Source organism: Succinispira mobilis DSM 6222 (genome assembly GCF_000384135.1).
Classification (GTDB): Bacteria; Bacillota; Negativicutes; order Acidaminococcales; family Succinispiraceae; genus Succinispira; species Succinispira mobilis.
On sequence record NZ_KB913028.1, the window covers coordinates 1,002,323 to 1,022,317 of the forward strand.

Genomic DNA, 19,995 nt, shown 5'->3' on the forward strand with positions numbered 1-19,995 from the left:
TTATAGTTAGGTTTTAGTTGAAATAATTTACACCTGCTTGGAAAATCAATTGATCTTTATGACCGTGAATGTTTTTCATAATATTTTTGCCAAGGCGTTCAGAATGTCCCATTTTTCCCAATACTCTACCATCAGGGCTAGTAATACCTTCGATAGCATACAAAGAACCATTAGGATTAAAGGCTTTATCCATAGTTGGCTGACCTTGTAAGTCAACGTATTGTGTAGCTACTTGGCCATTTTTAAATAACTGAGCGATTTCAGCTTCGCTAGCATAAAATTTACCTTCGCCGTGCGATAGAGCAATAGAATGAATATCATTTGGTTGGACAAGTGATAGCCATGGTGAAAGATTAGAAGTTATTTTGGTGCTTGCAACAGTAGAAATATGGCGACCAATATTGTTGTAAGTTAAAGTAGGAGAGTTGCCATGCATAGGTAAGATTTTGCCGTAAGGTACAAGGCCTAATTTAATCAAGGCTTGAAAACCGTTGCAAATACCTAAAATTAAACCTTGACGATTGTCGAGCAAGTCGGTTACCGCCTCATTTAAATAGTTATTTCTAAATAGAGCTGCAATGAATTTTCCTGAACCATCTGGTTCGTCACCAGCGCTAAAACCACCAGGGAACATAAGAATTTGGGAGTTGTTAATAGTTTTAGCTAAATATTGCACACTTTCATTGAGACTAGCAATACTATAATTGCGTATTACCACAGTTTCCACTGTAGCTCCAGCTAATTCGAAAGCACGTTTGCTATCGTATTCACAATTTGTTCCAGGGAAAACGGGGATAACAACACGAGGTTTGGCAATATTTCCTGGATAACAAAGGGGCACAGCTTGAGTATAGATATTATCAATAACGGCGGTTTCTAACGCAGCCTTGGTAGTTGGGAAAATTGGCTCAAGTGTTTGTTGCCAATTTTCTTTAGCAATGGCTAGAGATATGGTCGTATTATTAATTAAAATATCCGGAGTATTAAGGGTATTACCTAACACCAGATACTCAATATCTTCAAAAAAGTTTAGGCTATCATTAGCCACTTCTAAAACTAAGCCGCCGATATTAGGCACAAATAAACTATTTAGGTCCAGGACTTCTTTATTAAAAGCAAAACCTAAGTTGTTACCAAAACACATTTTGCTAATAGTTGCGGCAATTCCCCCTAAACCGACTGTAGCGCTGGCAAGAACTTTATCTGCCAATATAGCCTTGTGTACACAGTCAAGTTGCTCTTTGTATAGTTTAAAATCAACTACTTCAGCTTCATCGCGAGGACAAGATAGGAAAATAACGCTACTGTTAGCAGTCTTAAATTCATTGGTCACAACTTTATTAGCGTCGGCAGTACCTACTGCAAAAGAGATTAAGGTTGGAGGAACGTTTTTATCCATAAATGTTCCAGACATACTGTCTTTACCACCGATGGCAGGTGTAGCTAACTTTTCTTGCACTAAATAGGCCCCTAATAAAGCCGCAAAAGGTTTGCCCCAAGAGCTTTCATCGGTTAATTTTTCGAAGTATTCTTGTAAAGTTAAGCGAATTTTATCAGGGTTAGCACCTAGAGCAACGGCACGAGCAATACTTTCTATTGCGGCATACATGCCCCCATGGAAAGGACTCCATTTTGCCAAATCAGGATTATAACCACAAGTCATAATGCTAGCAGTTTTCACTTCACCTTTTAAGGCTGGAATTTTAGCTACCATTCCTTCTGCTGGAGTTAATTGGGTTTGACCACCGAAAGGCATGACCACAGTATTCGCACCTATTGTACTATCAAAGCGTTCCACTAATCCTTTTTGGCTGCATACATTTAAATCACGCAGATTAGCCAACCAGGATTCAGTAAGATTAGTTGGATCGGCTTGGAAATTTTGTTCAAAGTAGTTAGTTTCAGTAGGTGGTTTTACAATAATATTAGTTTTTTGAGCTACACCATTAGTATTTAAAAAATCACGACAAAGATTAACAATATTTTGACCGCGCCAGTTCATAACCAAACGGTTAGTGTTTGTAACTTTAGCAACTATTGTCGCCTCTAGATTTTCTGCATGGGCGAAATTTATAAAAGCTTCAGCATTATTAGCAGCAACAACAACAGCCATACGTTCTTGCGATTCTGAAATTGCCAATTCTGTGCCATCTAAACCAGCATATTTTTTGGGAACCATATCTAAATTTATTTCTAAGGAATCAGTTAATTCACCGATAGCAACAGAAACACCGCCAGCACCAAAATCGTTACATCGTTTAATTAACTGTGTTACTTTAGAGTTCCTAAACAGCCTTTGAATTTTGCGCTCGGTAGGTGCATTACCTTTTTGTACTTCGGCGCCACAAGTTGTTAAAGAATCAAGATCATGTTCTTTAGATGAACCTGTTGCGCCACCACAACCGTCGCGCCCTGTTTGACCGCCTAGTAAAACTACTAAATCGCCTTCCACTGGTGTTTGGCGAATTACAGCACTTTTAGGTGCAGCACCAATTACAGCTCCGACTTCCATACGTTTGGCGACGAAATCAGGATGATAATATTCGCGTACATAGCCAGTAGCTAGACCAATCTGATTTCCGTAAGAACTATACCCGCTAGCGGCGCCGATAGTTATTTTGCGTTGTGGTAATTTCCCCGGCAAAGTTTCACTAATTGGGGCTAAAGGATTGGCCGCACCGGTGATTCTCATAGCTTGATACACGTAGGCTCTGCCAGAAAGTGGATCGCGAATAGCACCGCCTAAGCAAGTAGCAGCGCCACCAAATGGTTCGATTTCAGTGGGATGGTTATGAGTTTCATTTTTAAACATTACCAACCAATCTTCAACTGTATCATCAATTTTCACGGGTACGACAATGCTACAAGCATTTATTTCATCAGAAACATCTAGATCATCTAGTTGACCTTTACTGCGCAAACTTTTCATGCCCATTACAGCGATGTCCATTAAAGTTATTTTACGGTCACTTAGCGCACCATAGACTTGCTCGCGACTGGCTTGGTATTTATCGAAAGCCTCTTGTACACCGCGGTTATATTTATGAGTTATAATATCAATATCTTCAATTTGTGTGTTAAAAGTGGTATGACGACAATGGTCAGACCAGTAAGTGTCGAGAACACGTATTTCGGTGATTGTTGGGTCGCGTTGCTCAGAAAGAAAATATTGCTGGCAAAAAGCCACGTCTTCTAGGCTCATAGCTAAAGAATAAGAATTTTTAAATTCTTGGAGCTGCTCTTTAGACATTTTGGTAAAACCTTGGAGGCTAAGGACATTTTCGGGTTCAGCATGGATTATTTCCAAACTTTCTGGCTTGGTTGAAATAGCTTCGCGTGCTTCTACGGGATTTATGCAGTATTTTTTTATTTGAAGAAGTTGTTCTTCTGTAATATTTCCATAAAGCAAATAAACTTTAGCGTAATTAACCAGAGGTGGATTTTTTTGCGTAAGAATTTGAATACATTGTGCTGCAGAATCAGCGCGTTGATCATATTGACCAGGTAGGTATTCAACAATGAAAAAAGTTTCAGTATCTATAGGAAGTTCTTCGTCGTAAACATCGTCTACTGGAGGTTCAGAGAGGACAATACTTTTAGCTAACTGATATTCTTCCGTATTAATACCAGAAATATCATAGCGATTAATTAATCTTAAGTTTGTTAAAGTTGTAATCCCAAGAGTATTTTGTAAATCAACCAAGAGACTTTTTGCTTCAACAGCAAAAGCTGGTTTTTTCTCTACAAAAATGCGTTTTACCATTAAGTACCGTTATATAAGTTTATATAACGGCTTTCACCTGCCTTTCATATCTGAAAATTTATAAGAGAATCTCTAGTAATTTAGAATTCTTCATTAATATAATTTGTTTTAGGTGGGAATAATAACTGCAGAATAGCTACATATTTTGGATTAGTAGCTTTAATTAAATCTTGTCTAATTAAGCTGTCAACTGGATAAGCGCCCAAGTAAAGTTGAGTGAAGGTGCTGATCGACATTTGGATTTGAAATTCGGCTAATTCAGATTTCTCAACAAAAAGTTTATTGTTAGGCAGAGTTTTTAGAGAAAAAACTGCATTATTTTCTTTAACAAAAGAATCTTCGATTTTGATTGCCAGTTTAATTGCAATGTTTGGCTCTATAATACAGTTAAGATTAACTAAAGCTTCTTGAACATTGATAATTCTAGCCATCATAAAAGGTGCCAATTGCGGAAAATTAAAGTCATCAGCTTGCTTTATATCTAAATTTAGATAAGCCAGATTATCAGGTGTTGCCCGCCATTTGCATAATTTAGTTTGGGTACGATGTTGGTAAACAAAGTTTAAAAACGTATTTTGACAAGTTGCATCTGCGGTCATTAATTCAGAAATAGTAAAAGCTTCGGAATCAAAATGGTAAAGCAGATATCCTAGCGGCTGTTTGTTTTTATAAGCAATCAACAAATGGCCGCCTTCGAGAAAATGAACTTTAAGCAGATTTTGGAAATCTAAGTTACTTCTGAGAATGTAGCCATTATAATTAGCTAAACTTGAGGTGTAGATTTCTTGCAAATCTTGAATAGCACAACTTGCCAAGTCAAACAGTTTAAGTTCAATGGTATTGTCTTTTTGGAAAAAACTTAACTGCTCTAGTGTTAGATTATAGCGTAAATGATTATGGCAAAAAGCAAAACCATAATGAGTATAAAGTTTGGCAACTATTGGTTTTAGTAAAACGATATAGATATTTTCTGTTTGCAACTTTCTAAAAGTGTAGGCTAATAGTTGGGAAAATGTTCCTAAACCACGAGCTTCAGGCGCAGTAGTTACACCAACAATATAGCGGGTTGTAACAGGATTATTGTTGATTTGCATTTGATAAGGATTTGCACAAAGCATTGTTAGCAATTTATCTTGAGCAAAATAACCAATAATATTATGCGCTGTAACATATTCATTAAAGTACCATTGAAAAAAAGGAGTATCTTTTTTTTCAAAAGAATAATCCCATAAGTGTTGCGCTTGAATAAGGTCAGTATTGTTTAGCAAACGCACTTGCATGATTAAATCCCCTTTAGTTTTGCAGAATATTTTTCTACCATAAATACAGGATTGTAAGATTCTTTAGCTTTACGCAGGCCTTCAAGACCCATATCTTCTTCACGATTAATATATTTAATGCTTTGCCAAGCATTGTTGCAAAAATCTTGATTAATTTTAGCGTAAAGACCGCGAATTGCGGGATTAGCTTTTTCTACATGAATTATAGCAACGTCTTTATTTATCGCTTCACCATAAGTAAAAGCTTCCATTTGCCCATCAATAAAAATAGTCCCTCCTTGAATTTCTAAGGCTTCTAGATTATTTAGTGATTGATTGATAGCACTCATTTCACAACGAATACTGTGATCACTAGAAATTCCTTTGGCGAGAAACCATTTTCCTAGAAATTCTTTGCATTGAGGGATCAAATCTGTAGTTAAAGGCAAATATTGATAGTCGGGATATAATTTTAGAAAAGCATTAATATGATTTTTTTTAGAATGATACTTGCGACCCGCTAACTTTGCTAAATCTTCACGATTATAGACATAGTCGAAATTATCACGATCGGAAGTTAATTCAAAATTATCCCAAAAACTTTTACTAATATCATTTAGAGCGTCTTGGTAAATTCCACGAATTTCACAGGCGGGATTAGCTTTTATTTGAGCTAAGATTAAATCTAAGGCAATATCGATATTGGCGCCATTTTTGGGAAAAGGCGGTAGAAAAAAATCGATTTCATCACGGCGGACCTTGATTATTAGACAGTTTTCGATTTCTAACCATTTTATATGGTAGCATTTACGCCAAGCAAACATATTAGCAAAGGCGCACTCTGAACCAAAGTAAATTTTGTAATTGAAATATTCATCAAAAACAGGTTTGTCTGTAAGTTCTATATCTTTAAATAAAATAAAAATCACTCCCAATTTGTATATACACTATATAAAAAACAATAATGTTTGCAAAATATTATACCATAATAAGCCGATTAATGCTAATAACTTAGAAGCAAAATATCAGGTGAAAAAGGAAGAAATTTAGAAGAATATAAACAGCTTATTTGAAAAAATACAGAGGAAAACGGAGTAACTACTGGATATTTGAATTTTTAATAATCGCTAAACAAAATTGAATGAAAAACAATTTTGCGAATATAATATTCGGATTTAGGCTTGACATTTTAGCTAAATGTTATTAAAATTAAGCTGTAGTTTTAAAAACAGAATATTTAATTCAATGATGGAGAAAAGTAGATGCTAAATTACTTTAAAGAGAGTCAGTGTAAGGTGGAAACTGATAAGTAATAGTATCGAATCCGCTCTGGAGATGATAAGTGTTGCAACTTATCCGCAGAAAAAGCGTTAATATTTCATGAGGCTAATATAATACAAAATATTAGTGAAAAAGGTGGCACCACGGATTTTTATCCCGTCCTTAGTTATAACTAAGGACGGGATTTTTTATTATTTATATAATGGTAAATTAAAGCTAAATAAAGAGAGGAGTTAAAAAAATGAAAATCATAGTAACAGAAAAAATCGCGGATAAAGGTATTGAGGTTTTAAAACAAGCTAAGGACGTTCAAGTTGATGTAAGATTTGATATTGAAAGAGCGGAGCTTTTGAAGATTATTCCCGAATACGATGCAATTGTAGTAAGAAGTGTGACTAAGATAAACGAAGAGTTCTATCAGCATGCGACTAATCTTAAAGTAGTAGGTCGTGCTGGTAATGGGGTAGATAATATTGATGTTGAAGGGGCTACTAAACGTGGTATAATAGCGGTAAATACTCCAGAATCAAATATTGTTTCGGCAGCAGAACACAGCATTGGCTTGTTATTATCTTCAGCTCGTAATATAACTATGGCTCATGAGCGGATTACCAGTAAAGTTTGGGATCGTAATGGCTTAAAAGGTTCAGAACTACTAGGTAAAACAGTGGGAATTATTGGCTTGGGTAGAATAGGTGGCTTAGTGGCGACTAGATTAAAAGCTTTTGATATGAAAATAATTGCTTACGACCCTTATATTGGCGAAGCTCGTTTCCAAAAATATGGAGCAGAAAGATGTGGTACTTTAGATGAATTACTAGCTAAAGCAGATTTTATTACTGTTCATACTCCGAAGACAGAAGAAACTTTTAATATGATTAGTGATGAACAGTTTAAAAAAGTCAAAAAAGGTGTTCGGGTTGTAAACTGTGCACGCGGTGGAATTATCAATGAAGATGCACTCGCAAAAGCTTTAAAAGCAGGAATAGTAGGTAGTGCTGGTATAGATGTTTTGGTAGATGAACCTAATCCAACGTCACCATTGATTGGTATGGACCATTGTGTGCTTACACCTCATATTGGGGCAGATACAGTTGAAGCGCAAGATAATGTAGGTAAAACCATAGCAGAAGAAGTTTTAGCAGCTTTAAGAGGGGAAATAGTGCCAAATGCGGTTAATCTACCAACCTTACAACCACAAGAATTAGGTGTAATGAAAAACTACTTGCAATTGGGTGAATTTTTAGGGAAAATATATTATCAATTAGAAAAAGAAGCTATTGATAAAGTTGAAATTATATATCAAGGGCTAGATAAGATTGAAACATCAATGTTATCTAGAGCTATTTTAAAAGGCTTGTTCCAACCAATTTTGAAAGAGCGTGTTAACTATGTAAATGCACTTTTGACGGCCGAAGCTCGTGGTGTGGATGTGATTGAAAGTATTAATAAGACTGCTGACAAGCATCAAAATCTAATTAAATTAAATATTTGTAGTGCAGAAAAAATATTTACGGTAAGCGGTACAGTATTTGATAAAACGGAAATTAGAATTTTAGAAATAGATGGTTATAAATTTGATTTAACACCTACGCCATTTATGCTAGTTGCTAAAAATGAGGATAAGCCAGGAATGATCGGTCAAATTGGGACACTTCTAGGTGCGAGTAAGGTAAATATTGCCACAATGCAAGTTAGTCGTGCCGAGGATTCAGCAATGATGTTTATGACTGTTGATTCTAATGTAAATAAAGCTACATTGGATCTGTTAAGAGGTTTAGAAGGAATTATTAAGGTAGATTTGGTGAGACTGTAAAATTTAGGAGGAAATAGTTTGATGTATGATGTAGGAATAATTGGTGGTGGCCCCGCGGCAATTTTTGCAGCTTATGAATTTGTTTTGAAATACCCCAAGATTAAGATAATTATGCTTGAGGAAGGGCATGATATTAGAAAACGCAGTTGTCCTATAGCTTTAAAAAAAGTTGAGCAGTGTATTAGTTGTAATCCCTGCAATATCATGCGCGGTTTTGGCGGTGCAGGAGCATTTTCAGATGGTAAATATAACTTCACCACTGAATTTGGTGGTTGGCTTAATGAATATTTATCAAAGGACGAAGTAATTGAACTAATCGATTATGTCGATCAACTAAATTTAGAACAAGGTGCTCCAGCTGAATATTTTACTACAAAGAATTCTACTATTTCTCGAAAAGCGCTAGGTCATGATCTACACTTATTAAACGCAAAAGTAAGACATCTAGGGACAGAAAATAATCTTAGAATTTTAGAACATATTTCAGATATTCTGAAAGAAAAAATCACTTTAATTTGTGATACCAAGGTAGAAACAATTAAAGTTGGCGAGAGTAGTTTTGAATTGTTGACAAATAGCTCTGAATTAGAATCTGTAAACTGCAAGTATTTGATTGCCGCGCCAGGGAGAGCTGGTGCGGAATGGTTTAGTCAACAATGTATAAAACTTGGTTTGAACTTGATAAACAATCAAGTTGATGTTGGGGTAAGAGTAGAAGTGCCAGCAGAAGTTTTTGCACATATTACGGACGAAGTTTACGAAGCTAAATTGGTATATCGCACAAAACAGTATGGCGATTTGGTCAGAACTTTCTGTATGAATCCTAATGGTTACGTAGTTGCAGAAAATACAGATGGAATTATTACGGTTAATGGACATAGTTATCGAGATGTAAGTTTACATAGTAAAAATACTAACTTTGCTCTGTTAGTAAGTAATACGTTTACGGAACCATTTAAAGAACCATTACAATATGGTAAGAAGATAGCTTCGTTTTCCAATATGCTTGGTGGGGGAGTACTGGTGCAAAGATTCGGTGATTTGATAAAAGGTCGTAGAACTGATGAAAAACGTATGAGCAAAAGTTTTACTAAAGCTACACTAAAAGCAACTCCTGGTGACTTGAGTTTAGTATTGCCTAAAAGGCATTTGGATAATATTATTGAAATGATTTATGCGTTAGATAATATTGCCCCAGGCATGGCTAATGATGATACATTGCTATATGGTGTGGAAGTTAAATTTTATAGTTCACGCTTGGAATTAAGCAATAAGTTAGAAACTAAAATTCCAAATATGTTTGCTATTGGTGATGGAGCTGGAGTGACACGTGGATTGTCTCAAGCTAGTGCTAGTGGTGTATATGTGGCACGAGAGATAGCAAAGAGAATTTCCCAATAAAATTATGTAACATATTGTACAAACTAAACGAATAGTATATTATATTAATATGTAAATTTTATGTAGGGAGTAGATGTGCAGATGAAAAAATGGGCCAAGGGTTTAGCGTTTGTATTATTAGCAAGCAGTTTGTTAATGGCTGGTTGCGGCGCTAAAAAAGAAGAAAAACCTAAAGTAGCGGAAAAAACGAAAGTTGCTTTTGTTTTAGTAAGCCCAGCTAAAGATGGTGGTTGGTCGGAATCACATGAAAATGGCAGAATTTATTTAGAAAAAAACTTGCCTAACGTAGAAACGACAGTTGTAGCTTCTGTTCCAGAAGGGGCAGATTCAGAACGAGTTATTAGTCAGTTGGCTAGCCAAGGAAATAAAGTTATTTTCACTACTAGTTTTGGGTATATGGATCCAACTTTAAATGTAGCCAAAAAATTTCCTGACGTAGTATTTATGCATGCTAGTGGCTTTAAATCTGAAAAAAATATGGGTAATTATTTTGGGAGAATTTATGAAGCACGCTATTTGACAGGAATGGTTGCAGGAAAAGAAACACAAAGTAATGTAATTGGCTATGTGGCTGCTTTCCCAATTCCAGAAGTGGTGCGAGGCATAAATGCTTTTACCCTAGGTGTCAAAGCAGTGAATCCGAATGCCAAGGTAAAAGTAATTTGGACTAATACTTGGTATGATCCAGCGAAAGAAAAACAAGCAGCACTAAGTTTAATTGATGCAGGTGCCGATATAATAACTCAACATCAAAATACTACTGGACCACAGCAAGCGGCGCAAGAACGTGGCAAATTTGGTATTGGTTATAATCTAGATATGAGTGCCGTAGCTCCTAAAGCAGTATTAACATCAGCAATTTGGAATTGGGGTCCTTTTTATAAAAAAGTTGTTGAAGGTGTGCAAAATGGAACTTGGAAAATGGAAAACTATTGGGGTGGGATGAAAGATGGTGTTGTAGATATTGCACCTTACGGTCCAATGGTCAAAGAGGATACAAGGAAAATAGTAGATGCGGCTAAACAAGGAATTAAAGATGGGAAATTAATGATTTTTAAAGGACCATTAAAAGATCAAGAAGGTAATTTAAAAATAGCAGACGGTCAAGTAATGGCAGATAAAGAGTTATTGAGCTTTGACTGGTTTGTTGAAGGTGTAGAAGGAAATATTGCTAAATAAAATAATTATAGAAATATAAAAATAAATTTAGGAGTGTTAGAAAACATGAAAAAATTGTTCAAAGGATTTTTAGTGGCTACGTTGCTAGGTAGTATGTTGCTAGCAGGCTGTGGTGGCGAAAAAAAAGCAGATACTAAACAAGAAAAAACAAAAGTTGCTTTTGTTTATATTGGCTCAGCTAAAGATGGTGGCTGGTCAGAATCGCATGATAATGGCAGAAAATATTTATTAGAAAAAGTTCCAAATGTTGAAACAACAGTGGTGGAATCAGTTCCTGCTGGAGCCGATTCAGAACGAGTTATTAACCAATTGGCAGGTCAAGGTAACAAAATAATTTTCACAACTAGCTTTGGGTTTATGGATCCGACCTTAAACGTAGCTAAGAAATATCCTGACATTGTTTTTATGCATGCAAGTGGCTATAAAACCGATAAAAACATGGGAAATTATTTTGGAAGAATTTATGAAGCCCGTTATTTGACAGGGATGGTAGCTGGGAAGGAAACAAAATCAAATGTAATTGGTTATGTAGCTGCGTTCCCGATACCAGAAGTAGTGCGAGGCATAAATGCATTTACATTGGGAGTAAAAGCTGTAAATCCTAATGCCACGGTAAAAGTAATTTGGACCAATACTTGGTATGATCCAGCGAAAGAAAAACAGGCAGGTCTCAGTTTGATAGACTCTGGAGCAGATATTATTACACAACATCAAGATACAATGGGAGCACAACAAGCCGCTCAAGAACGTGGCAAGTATAGCATTGGTTATAATTTAGATATGGGTAAGGTTCTTCCTAAAACTGTATTAACATCAGCGATTTGGAACTGGGGTCCTTTTTATAAACAGTTGGTTGAAAATGTTCAAAAAGGAACATGGAAAACAGGTGCGTATTGGGGTTCTATGAAGGATGGAGTAGTAGATATTGCTCCTTATGGTTCAATGGTACAAGAAGATACTAAAAAAGTGGTGGATTCTGCAAAAGCACAACTGAAAGACGGGAAATTAATAGTATTTAAAGGGCCAATAAAAGATCAAAAAGGGAACGTTAAAGTTGCTGCTGGAGAAACGATGGCTGATAAAGACCTATTAAGTTTTGATTGGTTTGTTGAAGGCGTAGAAGGTACAGTTAAAAATTAATCCATAAATAAAATATAATTTAGGGCGGGACTTGTGCCCGCCTTTTAATATTTAAAAATGTAAACTAACTCTATTTATTAGCAACTAAATGATGTATAATAGTGTAATCAAAAAACTAATAAGTATAGCTTTAATAAATAAAACCATAAAATAACTGGAGGGAATATATGTCAACGCCTTTGGTAGAGATGCGAAATATAACCAAAATATTTCCAGGTGTAGTAGCTAATGATAAGGTTAATTTGATTGTAAAGCAAGGCCAAATACATGCTCTTTTGGGCGAGAATGGTTCAGGGAAAAGCACGTTAATGAGTATACTCTGTGGTTTATATAATCCAACAGAGGGGGAAATATTAATAAACGGTATGGCTGAGAATTTCTCTAGTCCTAAAGATGCAATAAAATGTGGAATTGGAATGATTCACCAACATTTTAAACTTATTGATTCGTTTACGGTGTTAGAAAATATATTATTGGGGAAAAAAGATGCTGGTTTATTGCTTTCACAAAAACAGGTAGAAGCAGATATCATTTTTTTGGCCCGAAAATATGGTTTTAAAATTAATCCCCAGGCTTATATTTGGCAATTATCTGTTGGAGAAAAACAACAAGTTGAAATTTTACGGACTTTGTACTATGGTTCTAGAATTTTAATTATGGATGAACCAACAGCAGTGCTAACACCACAGGAAACACAAGAATTGTTTTCAAATTTGCAAAAAATGGCTCAAGATGGATGTGCGATTATTTTCATTGCGCATAAACTTAATGAGGTAATGCAACTATCAGATTGCGTAACAGTTTTACGTTCAGGCAAAGTAACTGGTTATTTAGAAAAAGAACAATTAGATCGTGAAAAACTTGCTAAAATGATGGTTGGCAGAGAAATTGCCAATAAATATCAGAAAAATGAAGCACCTTTAGGGGATACTATCCTAGAGTTGCGTAACATAAAAGCGCTCAATGATATGGGTAATTTTGGTTTAAAGAAATTGGATTTAAAAATTCGAGCTGGAGAAGTATATTGCATTGCAGGTGTATCTGGGAATGGTCAAAAAGAATTAGCTGAGGTTATTGCCGGAATTCGGCCTATCTATTCAGGTAAAATTTTTATAGAAAATCAAGAATTAGATAAAGTTACGCCAAGAATTATGCTAGATAAAGGCGTAAGCTATGTTCCAGAAGATCGGTTGGGAATGGGTTTAATTCCTGATATGAATAGTTGTGAGAATATTATTTTGAAAAATTATGAGCAAGAAAAATTTTCGGGAGGGTTTTTACTCAAAACCGAGGTTATTGAGCAAGAAGCTAAAACGATAGTTAGAGACTATGATGTAAAGCAATCGTCTATATATCAACCTGTAAAAATGATGTCAGGTGGTAATTTGCAAAAATTACTTTTGGCAAGAGAAATTAAAACTAATCCGAAAATAATGGTAGTGTCTTATCCATCTAGAGGCTTAGATATAGGAGCAATTGAGGCAGTGCATAAGTTATTATTGGCGCTTAAAGAAAAAAACACAGCACTAATAATTATATCTGAAGATCTAGAAGAAATTGCAAAGTTGGCAGATACTGTAGGGGTTATTTTCGAAGGGAAAATATTAGGGGAGTTTGCGGCACAAGATATGGACATTGAAAAAATAGGCTTGTTAATGGCAGGAATCATCTCAGAAAAACAGGAGGTTCCGGTATAAATATGCAATTTAAATTAGAAAAACGCTTAGAAAAATCTAAAACATTACAAATTTTGTTGCCAATAATAGCTAGTATTTTGGCACTGGTATTTTGTGCAATATTTCTATTTTTGACGGATAAAAACCCTATAGATGTTTACAATGCCATGTTTGTAGGGGCTTTAAGTACTCAATACGGCATATCTGAAATTATTGTAAAGTTGATTCCACTAACAATTTGCGCTTTAGGGATTGCGGTTGCGTTTAGAATGCAGCTTTGGAATATTGGAGCTGAAGGGCAATTCTATATGGGAGCTTTAGGTGCTGGATTTGTGGCTTTGAACTTTACGGAATTACCAGCAATTATAATGTTGCCGGCCATGGTACTCGCTAGTATGTTTACAGGTGCAGTTTGGGGTGGAATAGCAGGTTTTTTACGTAATAAATGGCAAGTTAATGAAATAATTTCTACATTAATGCTAAATTATATTGCAATTTTATCTTTGAATTATTTGGTGTATGGCGCTTGGAAAGATCCTAAGGGGATGAATTTTCCCGTTTCAGCACCTTTTGTAGATGCAGCGATATTACCAACTTTTGGAACAACAAGGGTACATTATGGAATATTTTTTGTAGTTGTTTTTACGGCCCTTCTTTATTTTTTATTTAAAAATTCAAGATGGGGTTATAAAACAAAAGTAATTGGCTTAAATCCTGTAGCGGCAAATTATGCCGGGATAGATATTCCCAAAAATATTTTCGCGATTATGTGTATAAGTGGAGCTTTGAGTGGTTTAGCGGGAATGCTAGAGGTAAGTGGAATTGTTGGTAAAATGCAGTCAGGTATTAGCCCAGGATATGGTTATACTGCTATAATTATTGCTTGGTTAGCAGGGTTGCATCCAATAACGATAGTAGGAGTGGCATTTTTATTTTCCGTAATTCAGGTAGGTGGTTTCATGGTACAAACTATGGGTATCAATAGTTCTATTGCAACAATGATTCAGGGCGCAATCTTATTTTTTGTAATTGGTGCGGATATTTTTAATAATTATAAATTAGTTCGAATATCTTCAAACAAAGGAGGACAAAAAGATGGATAGTGCGTTACTAATAGCTATTTTAGCAGCATCCATTACTGCTGGGACTCCTATACTATTTGCTGCTTTAGGGGAGCTAATCACAGAGCGAGCGGGTATTTTAAATCTTGGAGTAGAAGGGATAATGCTTGTTGGTGCCGTGGCTGGGTTTATCAGTGCCTATGTTACAGCTGATCCATGGGTCGGAATTATAGCAGCAATGATTTTGGGGATGCTAATGGCCCTAATACACGCATTCTTAACAATTACACTTCGTGCTAATCAAGTAGTCAGCGGTTTGGCGATTACTTTATTTGGGACGGGGTTGAGTGGATATATTGGAAAGAACTATGTTGGCTTAACTTTACCTAAGGCTTTTACAGCTCAGACTATCCCCTTTTTATCAGATATTCCTTTTATTGGAGAGGTTTTTTTTAAACACGATCCTTTAGTTTATTTAAGTTACATACTAGTGATATTTTTTCATTTTTATTTATACTATACTACTCCAGGCTTGAAATTACGTGCTTTAGGTGAAAACCCAGGAGCAACAGATGCAATGGGGATAAATGTATTTTTTTTAAGATATTGTTATGTGCTTTTAGGTGGGGGCTTGTGTGGTTTAGCAGGCGCATATTTGTCTTTGGCTTATGCTCCAAGTTGGTTAGAAAATATGACTGCCGGTCGAGGCTGGATTGCAGTTGCTTTGGTTATTTTTGCATTATGGAATCCTTGGCGGGCTTTACTAGGGTCGTATTTGTTTGGCGGCATTGATGCTTTGGGATTTCATCTGCAAGTTCTCGGGGTTCCAATATCAGTATTTTTGTTAAATATGTTGCCGTATATTTTCACAATAATTGTTTTAATATTGGTTTTAGTCTATAAAAAAGGGAAAATATCGGCGCCTAGTTCATTAGGTGTAGCTTATAATCGTGAAGAAAGGTAAAAAAGAAAATGCAATTTTTTTTATTTCTAATTTTTATGTCTTTTGTTTCGTTTGCATTAGCATATATAACCTATGCATTTTTGGTGAAATTATTAGGCAACAGTAGCGATCTTAGCCGTTACAGTCAATTATTGGTGATTCCTATTGTTGTTATAGGCTATGACCTTTTACTGGTTACCTCACCTTATCGGTATTGGCTAGGAAGTTTACCGATTATAATAATGCTAGCTATATTATTTCATTTTTATGTAATAAAGGGTGGAACGATGTCCACTCCAAATACTCCTCGTGAAGAATATCAAGGTAATCGTAGCATGAAAAGAGCTAAAAAATTCGCTAAAAGAAAAGGAATTTAAAAATTTTCGTAGAATTATAAAGATAATAGTATTAATAGATATTAAAATAGGGGTGATACATATGTTTAAAAAAATATTAATTCCTGTAGATGGTTCTGAGGCTTCTTGGAATGCCTTAGAATATGCTAAACAGTTAGCAGAGAAATTTTCTGGCGATTTAGTTATTGTGAATGTAGTACAACCCTATTATAGTGCAAGTTTAGTAGCAATGCCTTTAGACAATGTATTTGCAGGACAAAATGACAATGCTCTACAAAATGGTGAAATGGTCTTGCAGATAGCTAAAGAAAAAATGGCTAATTTTGTAGGTGATTATGAGTGTCGCTTAGAAAAGGGACATCCATCGGAAAGAATTTTAGCTATTGCAGGCGAACATTCTTGCGACTCGATAGTTATTGGCAGTCGAGGCCTTAGTGGTGTTGCTGAATTTTTCTTGGGCAGTGTTAGCTCCAAAGTGTCTGAACATGCAAAAGTACCCGTTGTAATAGTAAAAAGCTAATGTAAAAAAATAATAAAAAAAAATATTAACAAAAAGCATTGACAAATATTCAATAAGTTAATATAATGTAAAACAAGGTTGTTACCAAAATAATAATATAGTAAAAACTTTGAATGGGATTAAAACTTTATCGATATTAGAACAGAGAGCTGATGGTTTGGTGTGAATCAGTCTAATAGATATAAGTGAAACTCACCCCAGGAGTTCCTAAATAGGCGTTGCTAGCGTTAATAGTAGCTTTTGGCACTAAGTTAAAAACTAGGGTGGTACCGCGACATTGTTTTGTTCGCCCCTATCTATGTACGTTGTATGTAGATAGGGGTTTTTATTTTGCAAAAAAGGAGAGAGACGCATGGAACAAAATCATATACTTTCTATACTGGTTAGAAATCAACCCGGCGTATTAATGCGTGTAGCGGGAATGTTTTCAAGGCGAGGCTTCAATATTGACAGTTTAGCAGTAGGTATCACTCAAGTCAGTGAATTATCAAGAATAACGATTTCTATGCGTAGTGACGAAGCTACTCTCGAACAGGTGCAAAAACAACTGGCAAAGCTTGTAGAGGTTGAGAAGGTTAAAGTTCTTCCCAAAGATAGTATGACTGCTAGAAATATGGCCCTAATAAAAGTAGCTAGCGGAGAAAAGCGTTTGGAAATTTTGAAATTAGCTGACGTGTTTCGCGCGAATGTTATTGATGTTACAGGAACAATTTTAATTTTAGAAATTACTGGATCTGAAGACAAATTACGAGCTTTTTATGAAGTTATGGACCCATATGGAATTTTAGAGATGGTTCAAACTGGGACAATTGCTTTAGAACGAGGGGAACAAACTATCCGTATTGAGGAATCAAAATATGTTTGGCCACAACCAGATAATGAAAAAATTCGAGATGTTTGCATGGTTATCTAATAACCTGAAATAAAAATTATGATACACAGAGGAGTTAGGAAAATGACAAAAATGTACTATTGTAAAGACGCTAATCTTGGAATGCTTAAAGGGAAAACGGTAGCGATAATTGGCTATGGTAGTCAAGGCCATGCGCATGCCTTGAATTTAAAAGAGAGTGGCATTAATGTAATTGTTGGTTTATATGAAGGTAGCTCTTCGGCGAAAAAAGCTCAAGAGGCTGGTTTAACAGTTATGAATACCAGTGATGCTAGTAAGGCTGCTGATATTATCATGATACTAATTCCAGATGAAAAGCAAGCTGCTGTGTATAGTGCAGATATTTTCCCTAATTTAAAAGCTGGGAAAGCATTAGCTTTCGCGCATGGTTTTAATATTCATTTTTCACAAATAAAACCACCAAGTGATATCGATGTATTTATGGTAGCCCCTAAGGGACCTGGTCATTTAGTAAGACGCGTATATCAAGAAGGTAAAGGCGTTCCTTGTTTAATGGCAGTTTATCAAGATGCAACTGGTAATGCCCAAGATGTGGCTTTAGCATATGCTGCAGGTATTGGTGGAACTCGTGCAGGTGTTCTGGAAACTACTTTTGAAGAAGAAACCGAAACTGATTTGTTTGGAGAACAAGCAGTATTATGTGGCGGTTGCACGGCACTAATCAAGGCGGGATTTGAAACTTTGGTAGAAGCTGGTTATAAACCAGAAGTTGCGTATTTTGAATGTATGCATGAGCTGAAATTAATTGTAGATTTGCTATATGAAGGTGGTATGGCTGCAATGCGTTATTCAGTAAGTGATACAGCAGAATACGGGGATTATTGTGTTGGTAAACGGATCATTACTGAAGAAACTAAAAAAGAAATGAAAAAAGTTTTGACCGAAATTCAAGATGGTACTTTTGCAAGAAATTGGATCCTTGAAAATCAATCAAATAGAGCAGGGTTTTCCGCGACTCGTCGTCGGGAATCTAGACATCAAATAGAGCAAGTTGGTGCAGAACTTCGTAGCATGATGTCTTGGATTAAAAAATAGTAAAAATTTTAAGAGACAAAAATAACTAAAAAATAAACCCCTAAAACAGTATTGCGCTAGGGGTTTATTTATAAGAAAACGAAAACAGAAAATTGCGTATTTTCAAAAAAGGAGGCTTGGTTTTAATGAAAAAAATTCAAATTTTAGATACAACTCTTAGAGATGGCGAGCAAACACCTGGAGTAGCTTTGGGGGCTAGTGAAAAACTAGAAATCGCCCAATGTCTTGCAAAATTAAAAGTAGATGCGATTGAAGCAGGTTTTCCCGTAGCTTCAGCCGGTGATTTTAAAGCAGTTAGCGCTGTAGCAGAAAAAATAAAGGGTTGTGTAATTAGCGCTTTAGCTCGGGCCAGTGAGCATGATATTGACATTGCACGTGATGCTCTAAAAAAAGCAGAGCAAGCAAGAATACACACTTTTATTGCGACCAGTGATATTCATATGCAACATAAGTTGAAAATGACACCAGAAGAAGTGCTCCAGGCTACGAAAAAAGCTGTCTGTTATGCACGTAACTTTGTTGAGCAAATTGAATTTTCTGCTGAAGATGCTTCGCGCTCTGATTGGGATTTTTTATGTCGAGTTTATGAAACCGCTATTGCGGCTGGGGCGACAATTATAAATGTACCAGATACGGTTGGTTATGCAACACCAGAAGAGTTTGGCGGTATGATTAAATATTTGCATGAAAACATTAGTAATATGGATAAAGCTATTATTAGTGTGCATTGCCATAATGATTTAGGGTTGGCAGTTGCTAATTCTTTAGCAGCCATCAGAAATGGTGCGACTCAAATAGAATGTACGATTAATGGTCTAGGGGAGCGCGCAGGAAATACCGCTTTAGAAGAATTGGTAATGGCTCTTAGAACTAAGCAAAGTGCATATCAAGCAGAGTGTAATATTGATAGTAAACAAATTTATCGAGCCAGTAGATTAGTAAGTACTTTAGCGGGAGTAGTAGTACAACCTAATAAAGCGGTTGTTGGTGATAATGCATTTGCACATGAATCAGGAATTCATCAACATGGAGTTTTGAATAATCCGCTTACCTATGAGATTATGAGTCCCGAAAGTATTGGAATTAGCAGAAACTCTATTGTATTGGGCAAACATTCCGGTAAACATGCATTTGAAGAAAAATTAGTTTCTTTGGGCTATGAGCTATCTAGTGAAGAGATTAATAAATTGTTTATTCGTTTTAAAGATTTAGCAGATAAGAAAAAAGTGATTTTTGACCGAGATATTGAAGCCTTAGTTGCTGAAAAAGCTTCATTTAAACCAGAATGGTTTAGATTATTGTATCATCAAGTAAATAGTTCTAATAAAGCAAGAGCTACCGCTGTGGTAAGTTTAGAAAGCAGTTCGGGTGAATTGGAGGCAGTTAGTTTTGGTGATGGTCCAATTGATGCCGTATTTAAAGCGGTAGAAAAAGCAACGGGCCTGAAAATAACTTTAAAAGATTTTCAATTGAAAGCGGTAACTAGTGGGATGGATGCGTTAGGTGAAGCAACAATTTGGATTGAACACGAAGGTAAAGTTTTTAGCGGACGTGGGTTAAGCACCGATGTTATCGAAGCTAGCGTGCGTGGCTACGTTAGCGCAATAAATGGAATGCTTTCTGTGTGTGGGATGCCTGACAAAGAAGAATAG

15 protein-coding genes and 2 other annotated features are annotated in these 19,995 nt (G+C 35.8%); of the genes, 12 read left to right on the forward strand and 3 right to left on the reverse strand.

The genetic code is table 11. The annotated features are described in order from the left end of the window. Nucleotides 1–13 precede the first annotated feature (13 nt). The 3 genes from SUCMO_RS0104755 to SUCMO_RS0104765 form a co-directional block, all read right to left on the reverse strand. A complete protein-coding gene (locus SUCMO_RS0104755; RefSeq protein WP_019879392.1) occupies nucleotides 14–3,763 on the reverse strand; it encodes a phosphoribosylformylglycinamidine synthase in 3,750 nt (1,249 codons plus the stop codon). An 80-nt stretch (nucleotides 3,764–3,843) separates the two neighbouring features. Beyond that, nucleotides 3,844–5,043, reverse strand: a complete 1,200-nt coding sequence (locus SUCMO_RS0104760) for a GNAT family N-acetyltransferase (protein ID WP_019879393.1) — start codon at nucleotides 5,041–5,043, stop codon at nucleotides 3,844–3,846. A 2-nt stretch (nucleotides 5,044–5,045) separates the two neighbouring features. Further along, nucleotides 5,046–5,951, reverse strand: a complete 906-nt coding sequence (locus tag SUCMO_RS0104765; RefSeq protein WP_028953881.1) for a DUF2156 domain-containing protein — start codon at nucleotides 5,949–5,951, stop codon at nucleotides 5,046–5,048. Nucleotides 5,952–6,258: 307 nt separating this feature from the next. After that, nucleotides 6,259–6,470 (forward strand) — a binding site (T-box leader). Between the two features lie 74 nt (nucleotides 6,471–6,544). On the opposite strand from SUCMO_RS0104765, the gene serA reads away from it, so the two are divergent. From serA to SUCMO_RS0104825, 12 genes are all read left to right on the forward strand, one after another. Further along, complete coding sequence (gene serA, locus SUCMO_RS0104770) at nucleotides 6,545–8,119, forward strand: phosphoglycerate dehydrogenase (protein ID WP_019879395.1); 1,575 nt, start codon at nucleotides 6,545–6,547, stop codon at nucleotides 8,117–8,119. 21 nt (nucleotides 8,120–8,140) lie between these two features. Further along, a complete protein-coding gene (locus SUCMO_RS0104775) occupies nucleotides 8,141–9,520 on the forward strand; it encodes an NAD(P)/FAD-dependent oxidoreductase (protein ID WP_019879396.1) in 1,380 nt (459 codons plus the stop codon). An 81-nt stretch (nucleotides 9,521–9,601) separates the two neighbouring features. Further along, nucleotides 9,602–10,699, forward strand: coding sequence for a BMP family ABC transporter substrate-binding protein (locus SUCMO_RS0104780; protein WP_019879397.1), 1,098 nt, complete (start codon nucleotides 9,602–9,604; stop codon nucleotides 10,697–10,699). Nucleotides 10,700–10,744: 45 nt separating this feature from the next. Beyond that, a complete protein-coding gene (locus tag SUCMO_RS0104785; protein WP_019879398.1) occupies nucleotides 10,745–11,839 on the forward strand; it encodes a BMP family ABC transporter substrate-binding protein in 1,095 nt (364 codons plus the stop codon). A gap of 167 nt (nucleotides 11,840–12,006) precedes the next feature. After that, the gene (locus tag SUCMO_RS0104790; protein ID WP_019879399.1) at nucleotides 12,007–13,536 is read left to right on the forward strand and encodes an ABC transporter ATP-binding protein; all 1,530 of its coding nucleotides are present in this window, start codon (nucleotides 12,007–12,009) and stop codon (nucleotides 13,534–13,536) included. 2 nt (nucleotides 13,537–13,538) lie between these two features. Further along, the gene (locus SUCMO_RS0104795; RefSeq protein WP_019879400.1) at nucleotides 13,539–14,618 is read left to right on the forward strand and encodes an ABC transporter permease; all 1,080 of its coding nucleotides are present in this window, start codon (nucleotides 13,539–13,541) and stop codon (nucleotides 14,616–14,618) included. Beyond that, the gene (locus SUCMO_RS0104800; RefSeq protein WP_019879401.1) at nucleotides 14,611–15,540 is read left to right on the forward strand and encodes an ABC transporter permease; all 930 of its coding nucleotides are present in this window, start codon (nucleotides 14,611–14,613) and stop codon (nucleotides 15,538–15,540) included. Before SUCMO_RS0104795 ends, SUCMO_RS0104800 begins: the two co-directional genes overlap by 8 nt. A gap of 35 nt (nucleotides 15,541–15,575) precedes the next feature. Continuing rightward, nucleotides 15,576–15,896: a hypothetical protein gene (locus tag SUCMO_RS0104805; protein ID WP_156819249.1), complete on the forward strand. Its 321-nt coding sequence runs from the start codon at nucleotides 15,576–15,578 to the stop codon at nucleotides 15,894–15,896. A 61-nt stretch (nucleotides 15,897–15,957) separates the two neighbouring features. Beyond that, a complete protein-coding gene (locus tag SUCMO_RS0104810; RefSeq protein WP_019879403.1) occupies nucleotides 15,958–16,395 on the forward strand; it encodes a universal stress protein in 438 nt (145 codons plus the stop codon). Nucleotides 16,396–16,495: 100 nt separating this feature from the next. After that, nucleotides 16,496–16,692, forward strand: a binding site (T-box leader). A gap of 55 nt (nucleotides 16,693–16,747) precedes the next feature. Beyond that, nucleotides 16,748–17,308 carry an acetolactate synthase small subunit gene (ilvN, locus tag SUCMO_RS0104815; protein WP_019879406.1) on the forward strand — a complete coding sequence of 187 codons (561 nt, stop codon included), beginning with the start codon at nucleotides 16,748–16,750 and terminating at the stop codon, nucleotides 17,306–17,308. Nucleotides 17,309–17,350: 42 nt separating this feature from the next. Continuing rightward, nucleotides 17,351–18,343, forward strand: a complete 993-nt coding sequence (gene ilvC / locus SUCMO_RS0104820) for a ketol-acid reductoisomerase (RefSeq protein ID WP_019879407.1) — start codon at nucleotides 17,351–17,353, stop codon at nucleotides 18,341–18,343. Nucleotides 18,344–18,468: 125 nt separating this feature from the next. Continuing rightward, on the forward strand, nucleotides 18,469–19,995 hold the full coding sequence (locus SUCMO_RS0104825; RefSeq protein ID WP_019879408.1) for a 2-isopropylmalate synthase: 1,527 nt from the start codon (nucleotides 18,469–18,471) through the stop codon (nucleotides 19,993–19,995).

Coding starts and splice junctions, on each gene's coding strand:
- SUCMO_RS0104800 (WP_019879401.1), top strand. CDS start 14,611: ATGGATAGTGCGTTACTAATAGCTATTTTAGCAGCATCCATTACTGCT.
- SUCMO_RS0104805 (WP_156819249.1), top strand. CDS start 15,576: ATGTCTTTTGTTTCGTTTGCATTAGCATATATAACCTATGCATTTTTG.
- serA (WP_019879395.1), top strand. CDS start 6,545: ATGAAAATCATAGTAACAGAAAAAATCGCGGATAAAGGTATTGAGGTT.
- SUCMO_RS0104780 (WP_019879397.1), top strand. CDS start 9,602: ATGAAAAAATGGGCCAAGGGTTTAGCGTTTGTATTATTAGCAAGCAGT.
- SUCMO_RS0104775 (WP_019879396.1), top strand. CDS start 8,141: ATGTATGATGTAGGAATAATTGGTGGTGGCCCCGCGGCAATTTTTGCA.
- SUCMO_RS0104795 (WP_019879400.1), top strand. CDS start 13,539: ATGCAATTTAAATTAGAAAAACGCTTAGAAAAATCTAAAACATTACAA.
- ilvN (WP_019879406.1), top strand. CDS start 16,748: ATGGAACAAAATCATATACTTTCTATACTGGTTAGAAATCAACCCGGC.
- ilvC (WP_019879407.1), top strand. CDS start 17,351: ATGACAAAAATGTACTATTGTAAAGACGCTAATCTTGGAATGCTTAAA.
- SUCMO_RS0104825 (WP_019879408.1), top strand. CDS start 18,469: ATGAAAAAAATTCAAATTTTAGATACAACTCTTAGAGATGGCGAGCAA.
- SUCMO_RS0104785 (WP_019879398.1), top strand. CDS start 10,745: ATGAAAAAATTGTTCAAAGGATTTTTAGTGGCTACGTTGCTAGGTAGT.
- SUCMO_RS0104790 (WP_019879399.1), top strand. CDS start 12,007: ATGTCAACGCCTTTGGTAGAGATGCGAAATATAACCAAAATATTTCCA.
- SUCMO_RS0104810 (WP_019879403.1), top strand. CDS start 15,958: ATGTTTAAAAAAATATTAATTCCTGTAGATGGTTCTGAGGCTTCTTGG.
- SUCMO_RS0104755 (WP_019879392.1), bottom strand. CDS start 3,763: ATGGTAAAACGCATTTTTGTAGAGAAAAAACCAGCTTTTGCTGTTGAA.
- SUCMO_RS0104760 (WP_019879393.1), bottom strand. CDS start 5,043: ATGCAAGTGCGTTTGCTAAACAATACTGACCTTATTCAAGCGCAACAC.